17 protein-coding genes are annotated in these 18,880 nt (G+C 57.3%); 9 read left to right on the top strand and 8 right to left on the bottom strand.

Translation table 11 applies throughout. The annotated features are described in order from the left end of the window. The first annotated feature begins 71 nt into the window (after positions 1 to 71). Entirely contained in the window at positions 72 to 2,618 is a 2,547-nt protein-coding gene (gene pqqF, locus EA795_RS05425) for a pyrroloquinoline quinone biosynthesis protein PqqF (protein ID WP_122076002.1), read from the top strand. Here the strand turns inward: pqqF and hemN are convergent. After that, complete coding sequence (gene hemN, locus EA795_RS05430; protein WP_122076004.1) at positions 2,573 to 3,961, bottom strand: oxygen-independent coproporphyrinogen III oxidase; 1,389 nt, start codon at positions 3,959 to 3,961, stop codon at positions 2,573 to 2,575. The two genes, pqqF and hemN, sit on opposite strands and share 46 nt — an antisense overlap. A gap of 217 nt (positions 3,962 to 4,178) precedes the next feature. Continuing rightward, complete coding sequence (locus tag EA795_RS05435; RefSeq protein WP_122076006.1) at positions 4,179 to 5,813, bottom strand: methyl-accepting chemotaxis protein; 1,635 nt, start codon at positions 5,811 to 5,813, stop codon at positions 4,179 to 4,181. A 577-nt stretch (positions 5,814 to 6,390) separates the two neighbouring features. Here EA795_RS05435 and galU point away from each other — a divergent pair. Continuing rightward, complete coding sequence (gene galU / locus EA795_RS05440; RefSeq protein ID WP_014852827.1) at positions 6,391 to 7,230, top strand: UTP--glucose-1-phosphate uridylyltransferase GalU; 840 nt, start codon at positions 6,391 to 6,393, stop codon at positions 7,228 to 7,230. Positions 7,231 to 7,311: 81 nt separating this feature from the next. On the opposite strand, the gene EA795_RS05445 is transcribed toward galU, so the two are convergent. Beyond that, positions 7,312 to 7,734: a VOC family protein gene (locus EA795_RS05445; RefSeq protein ID WP_014852826.1), complete on the bottom strand. Its 423-nt coding sequence runs from the start codon at positions 7,732 to 7,734 to the stop codon at positions 7,312 to 7,314. Between the two features lie 71 nt (positions 7,735 to 7,805). Here EA795_RS05445 and gorA point away from each other — a divergent pair, with 71 nt between their 5' ends. Then, entirely contained in the window at positions 7,806 to 9,164 is a 1,359-nt protein-coding gene (gene gorA, locus EA795_RS05450; protein ID WP_122076008.1) for a glutathione-disulfide reductase, read from the top strand. A gap of 55 nt (positions 9,165 to 9,219) precedes the next feature. Here gorA and EA795_RS05455 read toward each other — a convergent pair whose 3' ends face one another. Continuing rightward, a complete protein-coding gene (locus tag EA795_RS05455; protein WP_122076010.1) occupies positions 9,220 to 9,717 on the bottom strand; it encodes a copper chaperone PCu(A)C in 498 nt (165 codons plus the stop codon). Between the two features lie 144 nt (positions 9,718 to 9,861). On the opposite strand from EA795_RS05455, the gene EA795_RS05460 reads away from it, so the two are divergent. The 6 genes from EA795_RS05460 to EA795_RS20900 all read left to right on the top strand — a co-directional run bounded on the left by EA795_RS05460 (position 9,862) and on the right by EA795_RS20900 (position 15,650). Further along, complete coding sequence (locus EA795_RS05460) at positions 9,862 to 10,224, top strand: YidH family protein (protein ID WP_014852823.1); 363 nt, start codon at positions 9,862 to 9,864, stop codon at positions 10,222 to 10,224. Further along, on the top strand, positions 10,224 to 10,595 hold the full coding sequence (locus EA795_RS05465) for a DUF202 domain-containing protein (RefSeq protein WP_122076012.1): 372 nt from the start codon (positions 10,224 to 10,226) through the stop codon (positions 10,593 to 10,595). Before EA795_RS05460 ends, EA795_RS05465 begins: the two co-directional genes overlap by 1 nt. A gap of 23 nt (positions 10,596 to 10,618) precedes the next feature. Beyond that, positions 10,619 to 11,668, top strand: a complete 1,050-nt coding sequence (locus tag EA795_RS05470) for a threonine aldolase family protein (RefSeq protein ID WP_122076014.1) — start codon at positions 10,619 to 10,621, stop codon at positions 11,666 to 11,668. A gap of 249 nt (positions 11,669 to 11,917) precedes the next feature. Further along, entirely contained in the window at positions 11,918 to 13,738 is a 1,821-nt protein-coding gene (locus EA795_RS05475) for a TnsB C-terminal domain-containing protein (protein WP_080965150.1), read from the top strand. Continuing rightward, entirely contained in the window at positions 13,735 to 14,598 is an 864-nt protein-coding gene (locus EA795_RS05480; RefSeq protein ID WP_053069166.1) for a TniB family NTP-binding protein, read from the top strand. Before EA795_RS05475 ends, EA795_RS05480 begins: the two co-directional genes overlap by 4 nt. A gap of 107 nt (positions 14,599 to 14,705) precedes the next feature. Further along, on the top strand, positions 14,706 to 15,650 hold the full coding sequence (locus EA795_RS20900) for a hypothetical protein (RefSeq protein ID WP_138412860.1): 945 nt from the start codon (positions 14,706 to 14,708) through the stop codon (positions 15,648 to 15,650). A gap of 221 nt (positions 15,651 to 15,871) precedes the next feature. Here the strand turns inward: EA795_RS20900 and EA795_RS05485 are convergent, their stop codons facing one another. The 4 genes from EA795_RS05485 to EA795_RS05500 form a co-directional block, all read right to left on the bottom strand. Next, complete coding sequence (locus tag EA795_RS05485) at positions 15,872 to 16,471, bottom strand: DUF6088 family protein (RefSeq protein WP_080965149.1); 600 nt, start codon at positions 16,469 to 16,471, stop codon at positions 15,872 to 15,874. A 14-nt stretch (positions 16,472 to 16,485) separates the two neighbouring features. Then, entirely contained in the window at positions 16,486 to 16,749 is a 264-nt protein-coding gene (locus EA795_RS05490; protein WP_048329185.1) for a BPSL0761 family protein, read from the bottom strand. Positions 16,750 to 16,815: 66 nt separating this feature from the next. Further along, positions 16,816 to 18,216, bottom strand: a complete 1,401-nt coding sequence (locus tag EA795_RS05495) for a DEAD/DEAH box helicase (protein WP_048329184.1) — start codon at positions 18,214 to 18,216, stop codon at positions 16,816 to 16,818. Further along, positions 18,213 to 18,803 (bottom strand): VspR family transcription factor, encoded by a 591-nt coding sequence (locus EA795_RS05500; RefSeq protein WP_048329182.1) that lies wholly within the window; start codon positions 18,801 to 18,803, stop codon positions 18,213 to 18,215. Before EA795_RS05500 ends, EA795_RS05495 begins: the two co-directional genes overlap by 4 nt. Between the last annotated feature and the right edge of the window lie 77 nt (positions 18,804 to 18,880).

The raw sequence follows: 18,880 nt of genomic DNA on the forward strand, positions 1-18,880 counted from the left end.
GCCAAAGAAGCATTGTGCTGACACGAGAGTCAGGGCAATGCTGCCATCCGAAACCCGCGGATCGAGGCACCATGGACAACGACATCGCCGAACGCCCGGAACTGAGCCACCTGCCTGGCGGGCTGCGGATACGCCTGCTGCCCCGGCGGCGCAGTTCCCAGGCCGCCGCACTGGTGCGGGTACACGCGGGCGCACACGATGCGCCGGCAGCCTATCCGGGGCTTGCGCATTTTCTCGAGCATCTGCTGTTTCTCGGTAGCGATCGCTATCCGCCTGAACAGGGCCTGATGCCTTTCATACAGGGTTGCGGCGGGCAGCTGAATGCCTCCACCCGCGAGCGACACACCGATTTCTTCTTCCAGCTGCCGGCCGAGTTGCTGGAACAGGGCCTGCTTCGGCTGCTCGACATGCTGGCTCACCCGCTGCTCGATCCGGCCGCTCAGCTACGAGAGCGTGAGGTGTTGCAGGCCGAATACCTGGCCCGCGCCCAGGACAGCGAGACGCTCTGCGATGCCGCGCTGGGTACGCTGCTCGACGTCGAGCATCCCTTCGGCGGTTTCCACGCCGGCAACCGCGACAGCCTGCCGGTGGAAGCCGACGAATTTCAGCTGGCCCTGCGCGGCTATCATCGCCGTTTCTACCACGCCGGGCAGATCGAACTGCTGCTGGCAGGGCCGCAAAGCGTCACGGAACTGCAGCGGCTATCGGAACTGGCGGCGCGCAACCTGCCTTCCGGCGCGTCGTTGGAGCGCGCCCCTGCGCCACTGCGTGCATCCGCATCCTGGCTGGATGTGCAGATCCCCAACGGGGCGCCCGGGCTGCACCTGTGCTTCGTGCTCGACGAACTGCCCGAGGACAATGCCGTCGCGCTGGATTATCTGGCCACCTGGATAAGCTCGGAAATGCCCGGCAGTCTGCTGGCGAACCTGCGCGCCGAGAGTTTCTGCAACGGGCTGAAATGGCGAGAGCCCTACCGTTACGCCAATCAGGCCGTCGTGGTTCTCACGCTGCCGCTCACCGAGCGCGGACGGGCACAGCCTCAGGAAATCATTTCGAGGGTGTTGGGCTGGCTGACGTTCTTCGCCCGGGCCGGCATCCAGCGGCAAATCCGCGAGGAATACCGTTACATCCGGCTCAGGAGCCTGCAGGGTTTCACGCCGCTGGAGCAGCTGCGTTACTGGGCGGAACCTGCCGCGTGGTCGGCAGCCAGCGACAGCGATTCGTTGCAGCAGGCCTTCGATGCCCTGATGCGGCGGGTTTCTTCCTGCGAGCCCATCGTCCTCCTCACCGGTTCCGATGAACGCCCCGCGTTGGCCAGCAAGGGTTTCCCGGTACGCGCACGTCGGGAAGCGCCGCGCCGCATCGAACCATGCTCTTTCGACTGGCGCCTGCCCGAGCCGAATGCTTGGTTGAAGTCTCCGGCACCACAGGTGCCCGGGAGCGCCGCTGTCGAGTCATCCCTACGCTGGCGGGCTGGTGACTTCAATGGGCAGGGCGCGCTGTATCTGCGCTGGCAGTTCGCCGAAAAGCGTCCTTGCGCCGCGCTCTGGCATGCCCTGTGGTCCACGCTGCAACCCTGTCTATGGGCAGCGAAGCAGGCCGGCGTGACGCTTCGCTTCGAGGATTTCGGCCATGCCTGGTGCTTGAGCCTGCTGGGCTTCGCCGAGGCCTTTCCGCGTATCGTCGAGGACATCGGCAGGCTGCTGAACAACCCGCCATCCCAGGCCTTCGCCGAAGGCATTCGGCTCGCCGGCGAAGCAGGATGGTCGAGCGGTGACGAAATGCTGATCCGGCAGCTGATCCGGCAACTGCCACGACAACTCGGCCAGCGCGCCCCGGATCACGAGGAGAAGGAACTGCGCCTCGATCGATCCGTGCTGCTGCACTGGCAAACGGCGCAGCGGGATGGGCTGGCGATGGGGTTTACAGGCGATCTGGCCGATTCGCTCGCCGAAGCCATGAAAGCGATGCCCGGCTTGTCGGGTGATACGAACGATACGATCAGGCCGTTCGCTGGCCATCGCTGGCACGACGCAGGGCTGCGTGCAACCGATACCGCGGTGTTGCTGTTCTGCTCGCTGCCGGACGCCAACCCCGAGACGGAGGCCGGCTGGCGGTTGCTGGCGCGCCTGATGGAGGGGGATTTCTTTCGCCGGCTGCGTGGCGAGCTGCAGCTGGGTTATGCGGTGTTTTGCGGCTTCCGCCAGATCGCGGGGCAGGGCGGAATACTTTTCGCGGTGCAGTCTCCCAAGGCTTCGGCGGCGGAAATCCTCGCTCACGTTGGCGCCTTCCTGGCGGATTTCACCCACCCGCTTTCTGACTTGCCAGCCGAACGAATGGCGCAGGCCGTGCAGGCGTCGACTGATCTTCTGTTCGACAATGAACCCGAAATCGCCATGGAGCGCACCTGGCAGAACCACCTGGCTGGCCAGCCAGAGGACCATCCACAGCGCGTCGCGGCGGCACTGCGCAAGCTGCAACTGTCCGATCTGCAGGGGCAATTGCAGGCCTTGCGCGAAGCGGAGGGCGGCCGACTGGTGCTTGCCAACGCACCGCCCCCCAGCGAATGGACTCAGACGGTGCGCGAGAACCGTCCACGCTGTTCGCCGCCCAGGTAGGCGTCGAACGCCATGGCGACGTTGCGCATCATCAGGTGGCCCTGGGGCAGCAGCACCAGCGAATCATCGCGAATCTCCACCAGGCCGTCGGCAACGTGCTCGGCCAGCTTGTCGAGCGATTCGGCGAAATAATCGCGGAAGACGATGCCGTAGCGCTTTTCCATCTCGCTGAAATCGATGCGGCCGTGGCACATCAGCGAGATGATCACGTCGCGACGCAGGCGATCGTCCTCGCTGAGCTTGTAACCACGCTGCACCGGCAACATGCCTTCGTTCAGCCGCGCGTAGTACTGGGACAGCTCCTTCACGTTCTGGCTGTAGCTGTCGCCGACCTTGCCGATCGAAGAGATGCCCATGCCGATCAGGTCGCAATCGGCATGTGTGGAATAGCCCTGGAAGTTACGCTGCAGGGTGCCATTGGCGCGGGCCAGGGTCAGCTCGTCATCGGGCAGGGCGAAGTGATCCATGCCGATGTAGACGTAGCCGGCATCGGTGAGCCGCTTGATGGTCAGCTCGAGCAGTTCCAGCTTGCGCTCCGGCGGGGGCATGTCTTCGGGGCGGATCAGCTTCTGCGCGCGCACCAGGTCTGGCAGGTGTGCATAGCTGTAGGCCGCGATGCGATCCGGGCGGATGTCGATGATCTTGTCCAGCGTGGTGTTGAAGCTCTCGACCGTTTGCAGCGGCAGGCCGTAGATCAGGTCGACACTGATCGACTTGAATTTGGCCGCTCGCGCCGCCTCGACCAGCTCGCGGGTCTGCTCCTCGGTCTGGATGCGATTGACAGCGATCTGCACCTGCTCGTCGAAATCCTGAACGCCGAAACTCAGGCGATTGAAGCCCAGCTTGCGCAGTTCGTGAATCTGCTGGGGCGCGACGGTGCGGGGGTCGACTTCCAGTGAAAACTCGTGGCTGTCGCTGTCGTCCATGTTGAACGCCTGGCGCAGCGTACTCATCAGATCGACCAGCTGCTCACTGGTCAGATAGGTCGGCGTACCGCCGCCCAGATGCAGCTGGGTCAGCTTGCGCGAGCGATCGAACAGGGCAGCCTGCATCTGGATTTCACGCTTGAGGTACTCGAGATACTCGACGGCACGCTCGGTCTTGTGGGTGATGATCTTGTTGCAGGCGCAGTAGTAGCAAAGGCTCTTGCAGAACGGAATGTGGATGTACACCGATAGCGGCTTGGGGGCCGGGGCCTCGTTGGTTTCCCGCGCGGCGCTGCGATAGTCATCGATGGCGAAGGCCTGATGAAACTGCGGTGCGGTGGGGTAGGAGGTATAGCGAGGACCTGGACGGTCGTATTTCTCGACCAGGGCGCGGTTAAAGCTCGGCGTTTGGTCCATGTCAGGGGATCACCTTGGAGGTTGAAAGGGAGAGCGCCATGCTGCATCCGGGCTCTGCGCGGCTCAGCATGCGATGCGATAGGCGAATTATCGACGATTCTAGCCCAGGCGCCGGCTGTTTCAGATCAAGAACACTGCGGTTTGCTCGGATGAGCCGCCCGGCGCGATGGGAATGCCCGAGTGGCAGGCCGACCTGCTGAGGCCGGCCTGTCATCCGCTACAGCCTGAACTGGCTCACCAGCCTGTTCAGTTCGGCCGCCAGCTGCACCAGCTCGTCGCTGATCCGTGCGGTCTGCTGGGCATCCGTGGAGGTGGTATCGGCGATCATGCTGATCGTGGTGATGTTGCGGTTGATCTCCTCGGCCACTGCGCTCTGCTCCTCGGCCGCCGTGGCGATCTGGGTGTTCATGTCGTTGATGGTGCCGACTTCGCCGGCGATCACGGTCAGGCTCTGGGCCGCCTTGGCCACGCATTCGGAACCGGCATGGGCACGAACCTGCGCACCCTCCATAGCCTTCACCGCATTGCGCACGCCGTTTTGCAGCTGCTCGATGGTCTGCTGGATTTCCTCGGTGGATTTCTGCGTGCGCGAGGCGAGGGTGCGCACCTCATCGGCCACCACCGCGAAACCGCGCCCCTGCTCGCCGGCACGGGCCGCCTCGATGGCGGCGTTGAGCGCGAGCAGATTGGTCTGCTCGGCGATGCCATTGATCACGCCCAGTACCATGCCGATGCTGGCGCTGTCGTCTTCGACCCGCTTGATGACCTGCGCCGCGTTCTCGATGTCGCGAATCAACACCTCGATGCCATCCAGCGCCTCGGTCGCCACCTTGACGCCGGCCTTGGATTCTTCGTCCGCTCCGCTGGAGGCCGAGGCCGTTTGCGTCGCGTGACGGGCGACTTCCTGCACGGTAGCGCTCATTTCGTTCATCGCCGAGGCAACCATGTCGGTTTCACTGCGCTGCTCGATGACCGCGCCGTGGGTCTTTTCCGCAACGCTGGAGACGCGATCGGACACTTCACCGAGCTGACGCGTCACGCCGGCCACGGCCTCGAGACTGTCGCGGAACTTGCCGATCATGCGGTTGAAGGCGTGGCCCATCGCGCCCACCTCGTCTTCGGCACGGATCACCACGGCGCGGCTCAGGTCCTCATGGGCGGTCATTTCCTCCATGGTGTGACGCATGGCATTGATGCGGCTGATGACCACGCGGCGGATGATGTAGCTCATCACCAGCAGTCCGGCGAGCAGCAGCAGCAGCTGGATACCGGCGGAAACCAGGATGTTGCGGTCTACCTCGCCGTCCAGCGCGGACAGGTCATAGGTGATGCGCACCGCGCCCATGACCGCATCCTCAGGCACCTGGTGGCAGGTAAGACAGTTGGTGCCGCGGTAGTCCTTCTCGGCGTGGATCGGGTTGATCACCGTCAGAACGCGGCCCTGTTTGCCCTCGGTCACCTCCATGATGGCTTCGCCGGCCAGGGCGCGTCGATCCAGCAGATCGGCAGGGGCCTGGTGCTCGAAACCGGGGCCGAAGACCTTGCTGACCAGATCGCCACGCACGATGCGAGCATCGATGACGCCCGGGCGGGCGAGGATCTTGTTTCGCAGCACCTCCCGCTGGGCCATGGTGCCGGTCAGCATCATGGTGTTGATGCTGTCGAAATAGGAGTCCGCGGCGTCCTTGGTCTGCTGCTCGACCACTTGCAGCACGAGACGCTTTTCGGTGACGGCGGCATAGAGCAACGAAGCCGAGAGCACCAGAGCGAAGACTACCAACAGGGCCAGGTTGATCTTGGCCTGGATAGATATTTGCCGAGTCGCGGGAGTCGCGGAAATGCTGCTGTTCATCGTTTTCCTTAGATATCGACTGCCAAGCGTGGCCCCATGGCTCACTGCTTCGTGCCGTACATCAGTCTGTCATCCGAGGCGTCTGAAGGAGCCCGGTATACGAAGGGGTATCGGCCGAATAACCTTTTCCTTTAAGTGGTCTTATATTCGACCCGAATGATAGCCAAGTGCCATCTATCGAAGTGAATACATAGTATGAGCAGGCGCTTTCCGAAGCCTCCGCCAGGCAACGATTGCGTCTTTTATTCGCCTATTGAATGACATGGATCAGTTATTCGGCTTTTTGCCGGCCTGAGCAGCTTGACAGTGCCGATTGCATCTTTCCGATAAATTATCGTCAGCCGCGATGTCGGCAGCTCTTGGCTTTCGGAACGCGCCGCGTCACGCTATGCCGGTCAACTACCGCCAGTCGTCTCGTTCACCCAAATTTCATTCTGGTACGCGGAGCGAAGCGCGAACCCCTCGGGGATTCAATGGTCGTAGCCTCTGCGTCGGGCTGCCGACGGGGCGGGCAGGACAACGGCTATCGATGTCAGGGCTGCGCAGCAACCGGAACCCTTTTTCTTCAAGGACTCACATGATCAAGAAATGCCTTTTTCCTGCGGCCGGATATGGCACGCGATTCCTTCCTGCAACCAAGGCGATGCCCAAGGAAATGCTGCCGGTAGTGAACAAACCCCTGATTCAGTATGGGGTCGAAGAGGCATTGGCGGCAGGACTCAACCAGATTGCCGTGGTCACCGGCCGAGGCAAGCGTTCGCTGGAAGACCACTTCGACATCAGCTACGAGCTCGAACACCAGATTCGCAACACCGACAAGGAGAAATACCTGGTCGGCATCCGCCGCCTCATCGACGAGTGCAGCTTTTCCTATACCCGCCAGGTGGAAATGAAAGGGCTTGGCCACGCCATTCTCAGCGGCCGCCCGCTGATCGGTGACGAGCCGTTCGCCGTGGTACTGGCCGATGACCTGTGCATCAACCTCGACGGCGATCCGGTGCTGGCGCAGATGGTCAAGCTGTACAACCAGTTCCGCTGCTCCATCGTCGCGATCCAGGAAGTCCCGCCGGAGGAGACCAGCAAGTACGGTGTGATCGCCGGCGAGATGATCCGCGACGACATCTACCGCGTCAGTCACATGGTCGAGAAGCCCAAGCCCGAAGATGCACCTTCCAATCTCGCCATCATTGGCCGCTACATCCTGACGCCGGACATCTTCGAGCTGATCGAGCAGACCGAGCCCGGCAAGGGCGGTGAAATCCAGATCACCGACGCACTGATGCGCCAGGCCCAGGACGGTTGCGTGCTGGCGTACAAGTTCAAGGGACAGCGGTTCGATTGCGGTAGCGCCGAGGGTTACATCGAGGCGACCAACTTCTGCTACGAAAACTTCTACCTCACCGGCAAGGCATTCTGAGCGGCTCGGGCCGCCTTCGGGTGGCCCATTGGAACGCCCGCCTGGAAAGCGGCCTCAGCACCTCCGCTGCGGCCGTCTCGCTTACGGACTTGGCAATTCCTCGGCACCCGGCCCCAATGGCTGGCCGTAGCTGAACTCCACGTAATTTCCCGCCGGATCACGCAACCCACAGTAGTACCCGACCGGATAGGGCTCGTCGCGCGGCTCCCAGATCAGGCAGCCAGCCTGGCGCGCCCGTGCAGCCAGGGCATCGACCTCGCTGCGGCTGGACAGCGCGAAGCCGAAATGGCTGTAGTCGTTCTCGGCCAGCGCCCGATCCGTCCCGCCCGGCATGATGACGAAGATGAATGTCCGCTCCTTCCCTGGCTCGGCCATCCAGACGATGCGTGAACCTTTCCCGGGGCGTTCGTGGAATACCCGCATGCCGCAGAAGTCGGCATAGAACTCGACGCAGGCGTCCAGGTCGGGAACATGCAGGGCGAGATGGGTTAGGGTAGGGCGCATACGACACTCCGGTGGTGAGCGGGCGAAATGCCTCGGTTATGCTGTACGTTCCTGACAGGAGACAACTGCTAATGGCTTACGACTTCGATCTTTTCGTCATCGGTGCCGGCTCGGGTGGCGTGCGTGCCGCGCGTTTCGCCGCCAGTTACGGTGCGCGGGTGGCAGTGGCGGAGAGTCGCTACCTCGGCGGAACCTGCGTCAACGTCGGTTGCGTGCCGAAGAAACTGCTGGTGTACGGCGCCCATTACGCCGAGGACATCGAACAGGCGCAGGGTTTCGGCTGGACCGTAGACAACAAGACGTTCGACTGGAAGACCCTGATCGCCAACAAGAACCGCGAGATCGAGCGGCTCAACGGCATCTACAAGAACCTGCTGGTCGACAGCGGCGTCACCCTGTTGCAAGCCCACGCACGTCTGGTCGATGCCCATACCGTGGAAGTAGCGGGCACGCGATACAGTGCCGAGCACATCCTGGTCGCGACCGGTGGCTGGCCCCACGTCCCAGACTTTCCGGGCAACGAGCATGTGATCACCTCCAACGAAGCCTTCTACCTCGACGCGCTACCACGTCGTGTGCTGGTCGTCGGCGGTGGCTACATCGCCGTGGAGTTCGCTTCCATCTTCCATGGCTGCGGCGCCGAGACCCAACTGTTGTATCGCGGCGAGCTGTTCATGCGCGGCTTCGATGGCTCGCTGCGCGATCACCTGAAGGACGAGATGATCAAGAAGGGCGTCGACCTGCAGTTCAACGCTGACATCGCGCGTATCGATAAACAAGCGGATGGCAGCCTGCTGGCCACGCTGAAGGACGGCCGCACCCTGGCCGCAGACTGCATCTTCTACGCCACCGGGCGCAGGCCGATGCTGGATAACCTCGGCCTGGACCAACTGGATATCGCGCTGGATAAGCGGGGCTTTATCGAGGTGGATGACCGCTATCGCACCTCAGTGCCTTCGATTCTCGCCATTGGCGACGTAATCGGACGCGTGCAGCTCACCCCGGTCGCCCTGGCCGAAGGCATGGCCGTGGCGCGGCAACTGTTCAAGCCGGAGGAATATCGACCGGTGGATTACAACACCATCGCCACCGCGGTGTTCAGCCTGCCCAACGTGGCCACGGTCGGCCTCACCGAAGAGCAGGCCCGCGAGCAGGGCCACAAGGTCGTGCTGTTCGAAAGCCGCTTCCGGCCGATGAAGCTGACCATGACCCAAAGCCTGGAACGCAGCCTGATGAAGCTCGTCGTCGATGCCAAGACCGACAAGGTGCTGGGCTGCCACATGGCGGGGCCTGATGCGGGAGAGATCATGCAGGGCCTGGCCGTGGCGCTGAAGGCCGGCGCCACCAAGCGCGTCTTCGACGAGACGATCGGCATTCACCCGACGGCGGCCGAAGAGTTCGTCACCATGCGCACGCCAACCGGTATCTGACGTAGGCAGCCGAGGAAGGGAGCAGGGCAGCCAGGTTGGTGCCCTGCGAAGTGTTTCAGTGATGCATATGGGAGTCGCCGTGACCCTGCGGCGGCTGCTCCTGAACCGAAACCTCCACGGTTACCTCACCCGCCTTCTCGAAGATCAGCGTCAGCGGAAAATGGTCGCCCGCAGCCAGCGGCTCGCTCAGCTTGAACAGCATCACATGATGGCCGCCCGGCTCGAACTCCACCTGCCCGTCAGCCGGTACGTCGACGGCTTCGACCTGCTCCATGCGCATCATGTCGCCTTCGTGAACATGGGTGTGCAGTTCCGCTCTTTCGGCCCGCGTCGTATGCGCGCCGGTCAGGCGATCAGCCTGGCCCGTGGGGTTGTGCAAACTGAAGTAGACCGCGCCGGTGGGAGCGCTGGGCGGCATGGCGCGGGACCACACCTGGGTGATATCCATCGTCTGCGCCTCGCTCGCATGGGAATGAGCGTGGGTGTGATCGTTGGCTACGGCGGTCAGGCTGGCGGTGCCAAGCAGGAAGGTAGCTACCAGGCGAAGCAACATGGGCATCTCCAATACTCCAAGTTTTCAAGTGACGGAACATTAGCAGCGAAGTGCAGCGGCGTCATGGCCAAGCTGGGAACCTGCGCCGCCTCGGCGTTTCTGTTTGAATGAGGCACCGACCATAAAGCCCGGAGATTCACCCCAATGCAACGTAGCCGCTGGAGTCACCGGTTACTGTCTGGCGGGCAAGAGCCCGATCCACGTTTCACCCTGGCCAACGAACGTACCTTCCTCGCCTGGATCCGCACATCGTTGGCGCTGCTGGCCGGCGGCGTTGCCGTCGAGGCCTTCGCGACGGAAATCTTCTCGCTGGAAATACGCAAGGCGCTGTCGATCACGCTCCTGCTGCTGGCCATGTTCATCAGCGCCAGCGCCTGCATTCGCTGGCTGAACATCGAACGCGCCATGCGCCACAAGCGGCCCTTGCCGTTTCCCTTGCTGATTCCTGCATTGTCCGTAGGCGGCACGCTGGTGACCCTGGTACTGATCAGCCTCGTGGCGTTGTGATGCGCCGTTCGTTTCGACGTCTCCGGCAACCTGAGCCATCGCTGTTACCGCTCCACGCGGATCCCGGACTGCAGCCGGAACGCAGCTCGCTGGCGTGGGGCAGGACGCTGCTCACGCTGATCTCCGTCAGTGCATTGTTCCTGCGCTGGATGCCTTACCATGGCGCCTTCGTCGGCACGCTGCTGTCGATATCATTGCTGACTGCAGCCGCGATCTGGCTCACCCAGCGGCGCCGATACCTTCGCAGCGCGAGCGGGCTTGAGACGGGACGCATTCGCGCCGATCTGGCTTCGGTGATGTGGCTGAGCACAGCCGTATGCGTTCTCGGCGCACTGGGGTTGTATACCGTAATTTATTTGCCGATCCACTGAGGCAGACCGAGGAAGAGGTTCCGATGAGCACGAACAACCAGCAGTTCGCCAGCGACAACTATTCGGGTATCTGCCCTGAAGTCTGGGAAGCGATGTCCCGAGCCAACCAGGGCCATGAACGTGCCTATGGCGATGATCAGTGGACGGCCCGTGCGGCAGATCATTTTCGCCAGCTGTTCGAAACCGACTGCGAGGTATTCTTCGCCTTCAACGGCACGGCGGCCAACTCCCTCGCGCTATCGGCCTTGTGCCAAAGCTATCACAGCGTCATCTGCGCCGATATCGCGCATGTCGAGACCGACGAATGCGGCGCTCCGGAGTTCTTCTCCAACGGTTCCAAGCTGCTGGTGGCACGAACCGAGGAGGGCAAGCTGACGCCCGCCTCGATCCACGAGATCGCGCAGAAACGCCAGGACATCCATTACCCCAAGCCCCGCGTGGTCAGCCTGACCCAGGCCACCGAGATCGGCACCGTCTATCAGCCCGCCGAACTGCGCGCCATCAGCCAGACCTGCAAGGAGCTGAACCTGCACCTGCATATGGATGGGGCGCGTTTTGCCAACGCCTGTGCCTCCCTGGGCCTGTCACCGGCGGAGCTGAGCTGGAAAGCCGGCGTGGATGTGCTCTGTTTCGGCGGCACCAAGAACGGCATGGCAGTGGGTGAAGCGATCCTGTTCTTCAACCGGGCGCTTGCCGAAGATTTCGAGTATCGCTGCAAGCAGGCCGGACAGCTCGCATCCAAGATGCGTTTCCTTTCGGCACCCTGGGTCGGGCTGCTGGAAACCGGCGCCTGGCTGAAATACGCCGCCCACGCCAACCGCTGCGCTCGGTTGCTGGCAGAGTTGATCGACGATATTCCGGAAGTCGAGCTTATGTTTCCGGTACAGGCCAACGGCGTCTTCGTGAAACTGCCGCCCGTGGCGCTGGAAGCCTTGCGTGGCCGAGGATGGATGTTCTATACCTTCATCGGCGTCGGCGGTGCACGTTTCATGTGTTCCTGGGACACCTGCGAACAACGTGTGCGGCAACTGGCGCAGGACATTCGCGAACTGGTGGAACAGGGGCGTGGGTGAGGAAGCCAGCCAGCCAGGATATGTGCGCCTGGGGAGATATGCTGTGATGCCTGCTCAAAAAAGAGACTAGATTTTTCATATATAAATCAGTGACATAGCTTCGTTTCAGTTTAAAAAAAAGACAAAATTGGCGAAATAACATCTCATAGTCTATTTTTTAAATGCCGTCTGCGTTGTGACAGGCAATATCACCCTTGGCGATATGTTGCCGAAAGATGTTTCTCTCCAAATTTTGCAGCGAAACTATATATGACAGATCAACTAATTGTTGGGGAGCTAGTAGTCGCAAAGGGAAAGCTTGCCACAATTCAACAGATTCTTAGCGCAAAGAGCATTAGGGTAGTCGTTAAGGCAACTGGCGAAGCTTTGATGGTTTCTCAGCGCGATATTGAGAGGATTGTTGGTCTCACAGGAGGGGTGGCTGGGGGTAATGTAATAAATTTGAATGTGAATGATTATGGAGAAGACGAGCTATCGCTAGCTGTAGAGCGGTACAACGTTATTAGCCAGTGGAGGGTGAAGGAAGTAACAACCGCTCAAGCTTGTGTGAAGCTGAATTTGTCGCGGAGCTATTTTTTTCGTTTGGCTAAGATGTGTGATGAGGAAATTGGTCCTCTGTCATTGGTTCTTCAGCGGCGTGGGGTTAAGAAAGGAGTTACTAGATTAGATGAAGCTGTAGAGGTAATTGTTTTTGATGCGACTCATAAAGTTTACAATTCGAAAGGTGCTAGCTATAGCAAAGTGTGGCTCGAGGTAGATGTCGCATGTAAAGAGCAGGGGTTACCATCCCCTTGTAAAGCTACAGTTTTACGACGTGTGAAGTTAATTCTCTCAGAGAAAAAAAGAGTCAAAATCAAAGCCGGGGCCGATGCCGCAGCACAACAGTTCTCGGCGCGACCGGGAAAGAAAAAAGTCGAAAGGCCGTTGCAATGGGTGCAAATGGATCACACGTTGGTCGACATTATCCTTTTAGCGGATGATCGTATCAATGTGATTGGTCGCCCTTGGTTGACGGTGATAATTGATATATATACAAGAGTGATTGTCGGCTATTACCTCAGCCTTCACGTTCCGTCGTCAGTTTCTGTTGCGTGTGCACTTAGTCAAAGTGTGCTTCCTAAAATAGGTTTTGCCAAAAGCATGGGCATAGATCCCGTAGACTATCCCTATTATGGTAAGCCAGACGTTTTGCACATGGATAATGCTGCGGAGTTCACCAGTCCCAAATTTAAAGCTGGATGCGAGTCATTTGGAATACATCCCGAATATCGACCAGTTGGTGAAAAGCACTTTGGTGGTCATGTTGAACGATTGATTGGTACTTTCATGACGACAAAAGTCCACCTCTTAAAAGGAACAACAATGTCGAACTCAGTTGCACGAAGAGATCTCGACAGCGAAAAGAATGCCACAATGACATTCTTCGACTTTTCTCGTTGGTTTGCACGCGAAGTGGTTGTTTATCACTCGACCATTCATAGTGCGTTGAAAGTTAGTCCGCGGCAAGCTTGGTATGACTATTTTGCTCCCTCCGGTGGGCTTCCGTATCCACCGAAAATTTCAGAACCGGAGCAGCTGAAGCTTTGGTTTATGCCTCAAGAAGTACGAAAAATTAACCCCGAAGGTATAAAGTTACACGGTCAGACGTATTGGGATCCTATTTTAGTGCCCTTTGTTGGGACTAATAAGGCGGTTGTTAAATTTGATCCGTTTAATTTGAATGAGGTGTGGGTTAAGTTAAATGGACAGTTCTGCTCAATTCGTCTATCCGACTTAACGATCCAAGCACCAAATTATGAAGAATATCGTGCAAGCAGGTTACATAGGCGGCCAGTTCGAGTCGGGGCAATTGATAGTGCTGGAGGGCTTAAAGCCTACAGGGAAAAGCAGGGCATCGAGAAAGAGAGCATCGTCTTAACGCGTAAGCAAAGACGCCGAAAAGCTGCGGAAAAAGCCTATCTTGATGCCTACCCTGGACCTATTGGCGACAATCCGGCAGTTAAGCCCGAAAAAGTCAAGCCTGACTATTCAGCTCTTCCGGAAAGATTCAGATCTGGGGGGAGCAAATGAGTAGCGAACACGTTCGATCTGACATACAGAAGTATTTATCCGCCGATGTGGATACTCGAATAGCCGCAATTCATAATGAGCTTTGGGTTGATAATAATTCCAGCGAAGCAGTTTTTAGAATGATGAATAATATTGCGGAAGTCCCAGATCGCATTAATGCCCCCGCGCTGCTCGTGATCGGCCCTGGTGGTTCGGGGAAAACGGCCATAATATCACAAATCCCGAAGCGAATTAAGAATAGTGAAGGATTGGTTGTTATATCCATGGCCGAGTCGCCTGAGATAAGCGTCAAGAAAAGCCTTAAAGCCGAACTCGCCTTGGCTCTCGGTTTGCCTCTAGCCTCTGGGGTGAGACCTAAAAGCGGCTCGGATATTATCCCAAATGAAATTAGAGAGGTTATCAGGCTTAGAAGAGTTTGGGGCTTGGTTATCGATGAATTTCATGATGCACTTTTGCGTCCTAAGCAAGAGCAGCGAGTTAATATGTCAATCCTCAAGAAATTACTTGGGGTCGAGTATGGATTGAAGTTATTTTGCTTTGGCACCGTTAGCGCGCGGAATGCCCTGCAGTCCAATGATGAATTTAAAAGGCGATTTCATGAGGTTACGCTTACGGATTGGTGTGAAGATGAGGGTTTTAGATCGTTCTTGCTAGAAGTCGAGGAATCATTGCCATTGCGAATGCCATCGCAGCTCTATTCTGAGGAGATGGTAAGGTCGATTTTATCTATTACCTATGGCCGAATGGACAAGACTCTCGAGTTGATTAGAAGTGCTGCATGTTATGCAGTAAAGCTAGGCGTTGAGAAAATTGATCTGAATATGCTGCAGCGTGCAAACAAAAATCTCTGGGGCTACTAGATGTGAGATTAAGTGCGCTACTAACGCCGAATTTTGACGAGACGCTATCGTCATGGCTTTTTCGGTGCAGCCTTAATCGGCATATAATAAAATTTACGCGCCTGGAATTGGCCGAACGTCCGTTGCATTGGTGGGAAGGGCTAGAGTTCAGGTCCGCTGATCCAGATGTTGATTTTTTTTCAGCGTCTCAACGCCTGGGGGAAGGGCGTGAGGACATTAATCCAGAATGGTTGAGTGTTTATTTCGGTTTACGTAATGGAACTGCAGTTGAATGGAGTTATCGCCGTTTCTTTTGTCCGGACTGTTTGCGAAATGACGTAGCCAATGGTCATTTACCTATATGGCGAAAAAGTTGGTGCTATTCCCATTCATGTATTTGCAGTATGCATAAAAAGGAATTGGTCGCGCTATCTGATGCGTCTCGTTACTCGAAAGCGTGGGATGCTTTTGTCCAAGAATGTAATTCGGTCTCAAGAAGTAATGTGGCGGAAGACCCATGGTTTTCACGTTTCCGCTCTACCACTCTTATGAAGATTGAGCACTTTCTTACTGGTAGCAGAGCTAGTCGGAGATATATCGTGGTTGATTTATTCAATAAGTTATTCTGTATTTTTCTTCAAGCTCCTTTTCATGGTGGTCGAGGTGGATCTGCGAGAATCCATTTTCAGACAGAGAGAGGTATGCGGTTTTCTGATCCGACCTCCTTTGAGCAAAGCATATTCAAGGGGGCTTCCATCGCGGACCCGCCAAGTAGATTTGGAAGCATGATATTTGCTGCTTCATTGCTAGATATTATTCCTTATTCAAGATTTTTGATGTTCATTGAAGCGTGTGAGGATGCAAAGATTGGTCTACTAATATCTAGGGACTTACATCGGGCTGCAGCCTTTCCTTATGTCGATGGGGCCGGGTATAGAGCACTGCATCGTTATTTGGGTGGTTTTCCCAGGAAGGACTTTCCGTTATTGGATCGCCACCTTCAACTCCAAGAGGTCAGATATGCTCGTGAGGGTGTGCTCGGCCTGCATTTGTTCGGAACAGTTCTTGACTAGCGGTTGTTAGTCTACGCAACTCTGTTCGTGCATAAATATGACAAATCGTGAATCTTGTTTCTGCCTATGAAAAGGTATTTTGGTACTGCGGAAAATTGACAAGCTGAAGCAAGTAATTCCTATCCTTACTTGTCAACTCAAAATCCATCAATGATCGGTCGATACCGATCGCATTGGGCATCAAGGGGCGCTGTACTAGGGCGTTTTTTCATTGGGGCAGGTTATGCCTCCAACGCAACGCGCATCCATTTTGGAATTTTGGATGTCATTAGTTTCGCTAGGTCTTCAGGTCTAAGCGCCTTTTTAATTGTGACAATACACTCCGGGGTAGAGTTGTCTTTACCGAGGTAAAATAATGCGCTGATGGCGGTGCCTACCTCGGTTCCGCAGTGCTGCATGACCATTGGCGGAGCATGAACCAAACGGATTTCAGCTTTCCCTATAAAAATTGATCGACTGGGGCCGCTTGTGTAATAGATCGGAATAAGCGGCATTTGGGTGCTCAGTCCAAACAATCTGACCGCATCTGCGCCATGAAGCTGCAGAACCTGGTGGTTCTGGCTGGCAATCAAATTTGTCACTTGCCATACGTTTGGGCGAACCCATGCTGTGTATTGACCGGGTTTCGGTCGCATGTAGATTCCTCGATACACCCGCTCAAGTTCACCTCGGTTGACCAGTCGATTTATTGCTTTAGATACGGCGCTTCTCGTTCCAAATTCCGCGAATCGCCGGATACTGAATGGCTGTCCTTTGGGAGTCAGCTTGACTCGTTGAGCAACGCGGGCAGTTACCGAAAGGACTCTATCAGCGCGGATCATTACTTACCCTATGGCTATAGCGTGTAGTTTAATGACGAACTGAAGAGCGGCTGATGGAAAGCAATTACCCTTCGTCGATATTCATCATCTTGCGCATCAATCACCAGGCACTCTTCGAGGCGCCCTAACGAGAAAATTTGGTTAGCTGACGGGTAATGCCTGAGCAGGCTTTTTGCATAGCTGCGGATGTCCTGGGGCAGCTCAGTGTTGCGAGAGAGTTCTCGTAGGAACTCTTCGGTCTTGATGACGCTGCGGGTTCTCTCGTGGGGAAGGGTCAATGCGTTGCCTCCTGATTCAGCCAACCACAAAAGCCGACGTCTGAGCTCTGATATCTACATAAGAAATCAAAAGCAAGCCAGCAACTGCTGACGATAGTGCTTGGAAAAGCTGACCTGGTAGCTTGGTTCGGGGGCAGAGTCTTCCAGAGAGATGCGGGACGTAGCGACGGCTCCAAATACCTGTGCGTTGCTATTTTCAGTACTGCCATCCACTCTGTCGACATTGTCGGCAGACCCAATCAAGCCGGAAATGGAGCTTGAGGTATAGGTTGGCATCTGGACCTCGTTAAGCACCGCCAGGTCATCCGGCAGATCATCTGCAATTCTTTCCGCCATGCACTTCAATGCCGGCTCCGCCAACATGAATAGCCACGCTTGATCATCGGGCTCGCCTGTGCGTCGAAGCACTCGCCCTAGTACTTGTCGGTAATGCAGCTCGGTGCGGATGCGGCTCAGGTAGCAACATACCTGAAGGCGTGGGATGTCCGTACCTTCACTGATCATTCCCACAGCGATAATCCAGCGGCAGTTGCTGTGTCTGAACTCATTGATCACTTGTTGTGCGGCGGGAGTTATGTTGGTCACGATGCGGCAATCGTCACCCCGGGCTTCCAGGGCCCGGGCAATTTGCTGGGCGTGTTCGATATCGGTGGCAACCACCAAACCTGCTGCATCAAGCTTGATCAGGCGAAGCTCATCCAGCTTGCTGCACCCACGACTGAGCAACTGATCGATCACTTCGTCATGGCGCAGCAGCTCTTCGTAGGTGACAGGGGATTCGCCCAATAGTTTGGCGATGCTCGGAAACATCCTGACAGTGCACTCTGTGTCCAGCTCTTCGGTAAGTTTCACCTTTTGATTGTCGAGCAGGACAATGCGGGGAGCGCGGCATACCTGATCAGTGATGGCTTCTTTCAGTCCGTAGCGGTAGTCGCAGATCAGATGCCCTTCGGGGCTCGAATAGCGAGCCAGAGCAATGGGCCGGTCGTCTGAACGCCAAGGCGTACCAGATAGCGCCAAGGTGAAAGTGGCCCTGTCTTGTATTCGCTGAAGAATTTGCTGGCCCCAAGAGTTGCTTAGTGATAGATCGTGGCCGGCGCAGTGGTGAATCTCGTCAAACACCGCAAACACTCGATAGTCAGTGAGGAGTTGCCAGAACGCCTCATCTCGGTACTCCATGGCCTGATAGGTGAACGCTGCGCCTGCTGCGCCGAGTTGGCCGTCAAAGCGTCTACCGAGAACGGCAGCAAAGGATGCGCGAAAGCCCTCGACCACCTGGCAAGATGGCGCGAAGCAGAGCACCAGATCGATTTTGCCCTGACCAAGTAGCCTGCTGGCCAGTTCAGCCGCCATGCGCGTCTTGCCGGCGCCTGGCGTCGCTTGGCAGAAGAAGTGGGGTGTGGATTTAAATCGTTCAAGCGCTTTGTCGATGCAGCGGCGCTGCCAGTTTCGCAGTTGTGTGGTCATCGTGCGGAGGCAAGTGTCTTGAGCGTCTTTTCGATGGCGCGGAGATGGCCCAGCAGGCGTGAGCTTCGGTCTCTGGCCTCCAGATACTCGCTTTCGACCTTGTCGCGGAGATGCGGCATATCCTCAAGAAGCAGCTTATATCGCTCCGCCTCGCCCATCGATGCCAGGAAGTCCAATCGGACCTCTTTGAGAAGCGTCTCCAGATGCTGATCCATACCGGGTGAGGGTTCAGGCGACACTGCTGCATTATCGGAAGTTGATGGTGCCCGGTCTGGCTCACCAGCAGTCTTACGGCTGTTCTCGAACCCGTTGTCAATCAACTCTAGCTGCAGATGTGTCGGGATGGATAAGAGGTGGTAGACCTGTCCCCGTACGCGGCGCTCTTCGTCATGCACGAGCCAACCTATGCGTAACATTCGGCGTATCTGTTCATACACATAGCGGCGCACATCGCCGATGCGATAGGTCATGCCTTCGAGGCGCTTGGCGTAGGCATCGCGCAGTTCACGAATCGTGAATCGTGTGCGGCCTTCCTCCTGAAGCAGCTCATACAGCCGCCTGTCGAAGGTGAACGAGGCTGATTTCATTGCGGCACCAGAGAGGATAGCGCGAAAAATACGGATTATAGTCCGTGGCCTGTGCGTCCGTAAACGCATGATATTGC

The sequence above is a fragment of the Stutzerimonas nitrititolerans genome, from assembly GCF_003696285.1.
Lineage (GTDB): Bacteria > Pseudomonadota > Gammaproteobacteria > Pseudomonadales > Pseudomonadaceae > Stutzerimonas > Stutzerimonas nitrititolerans.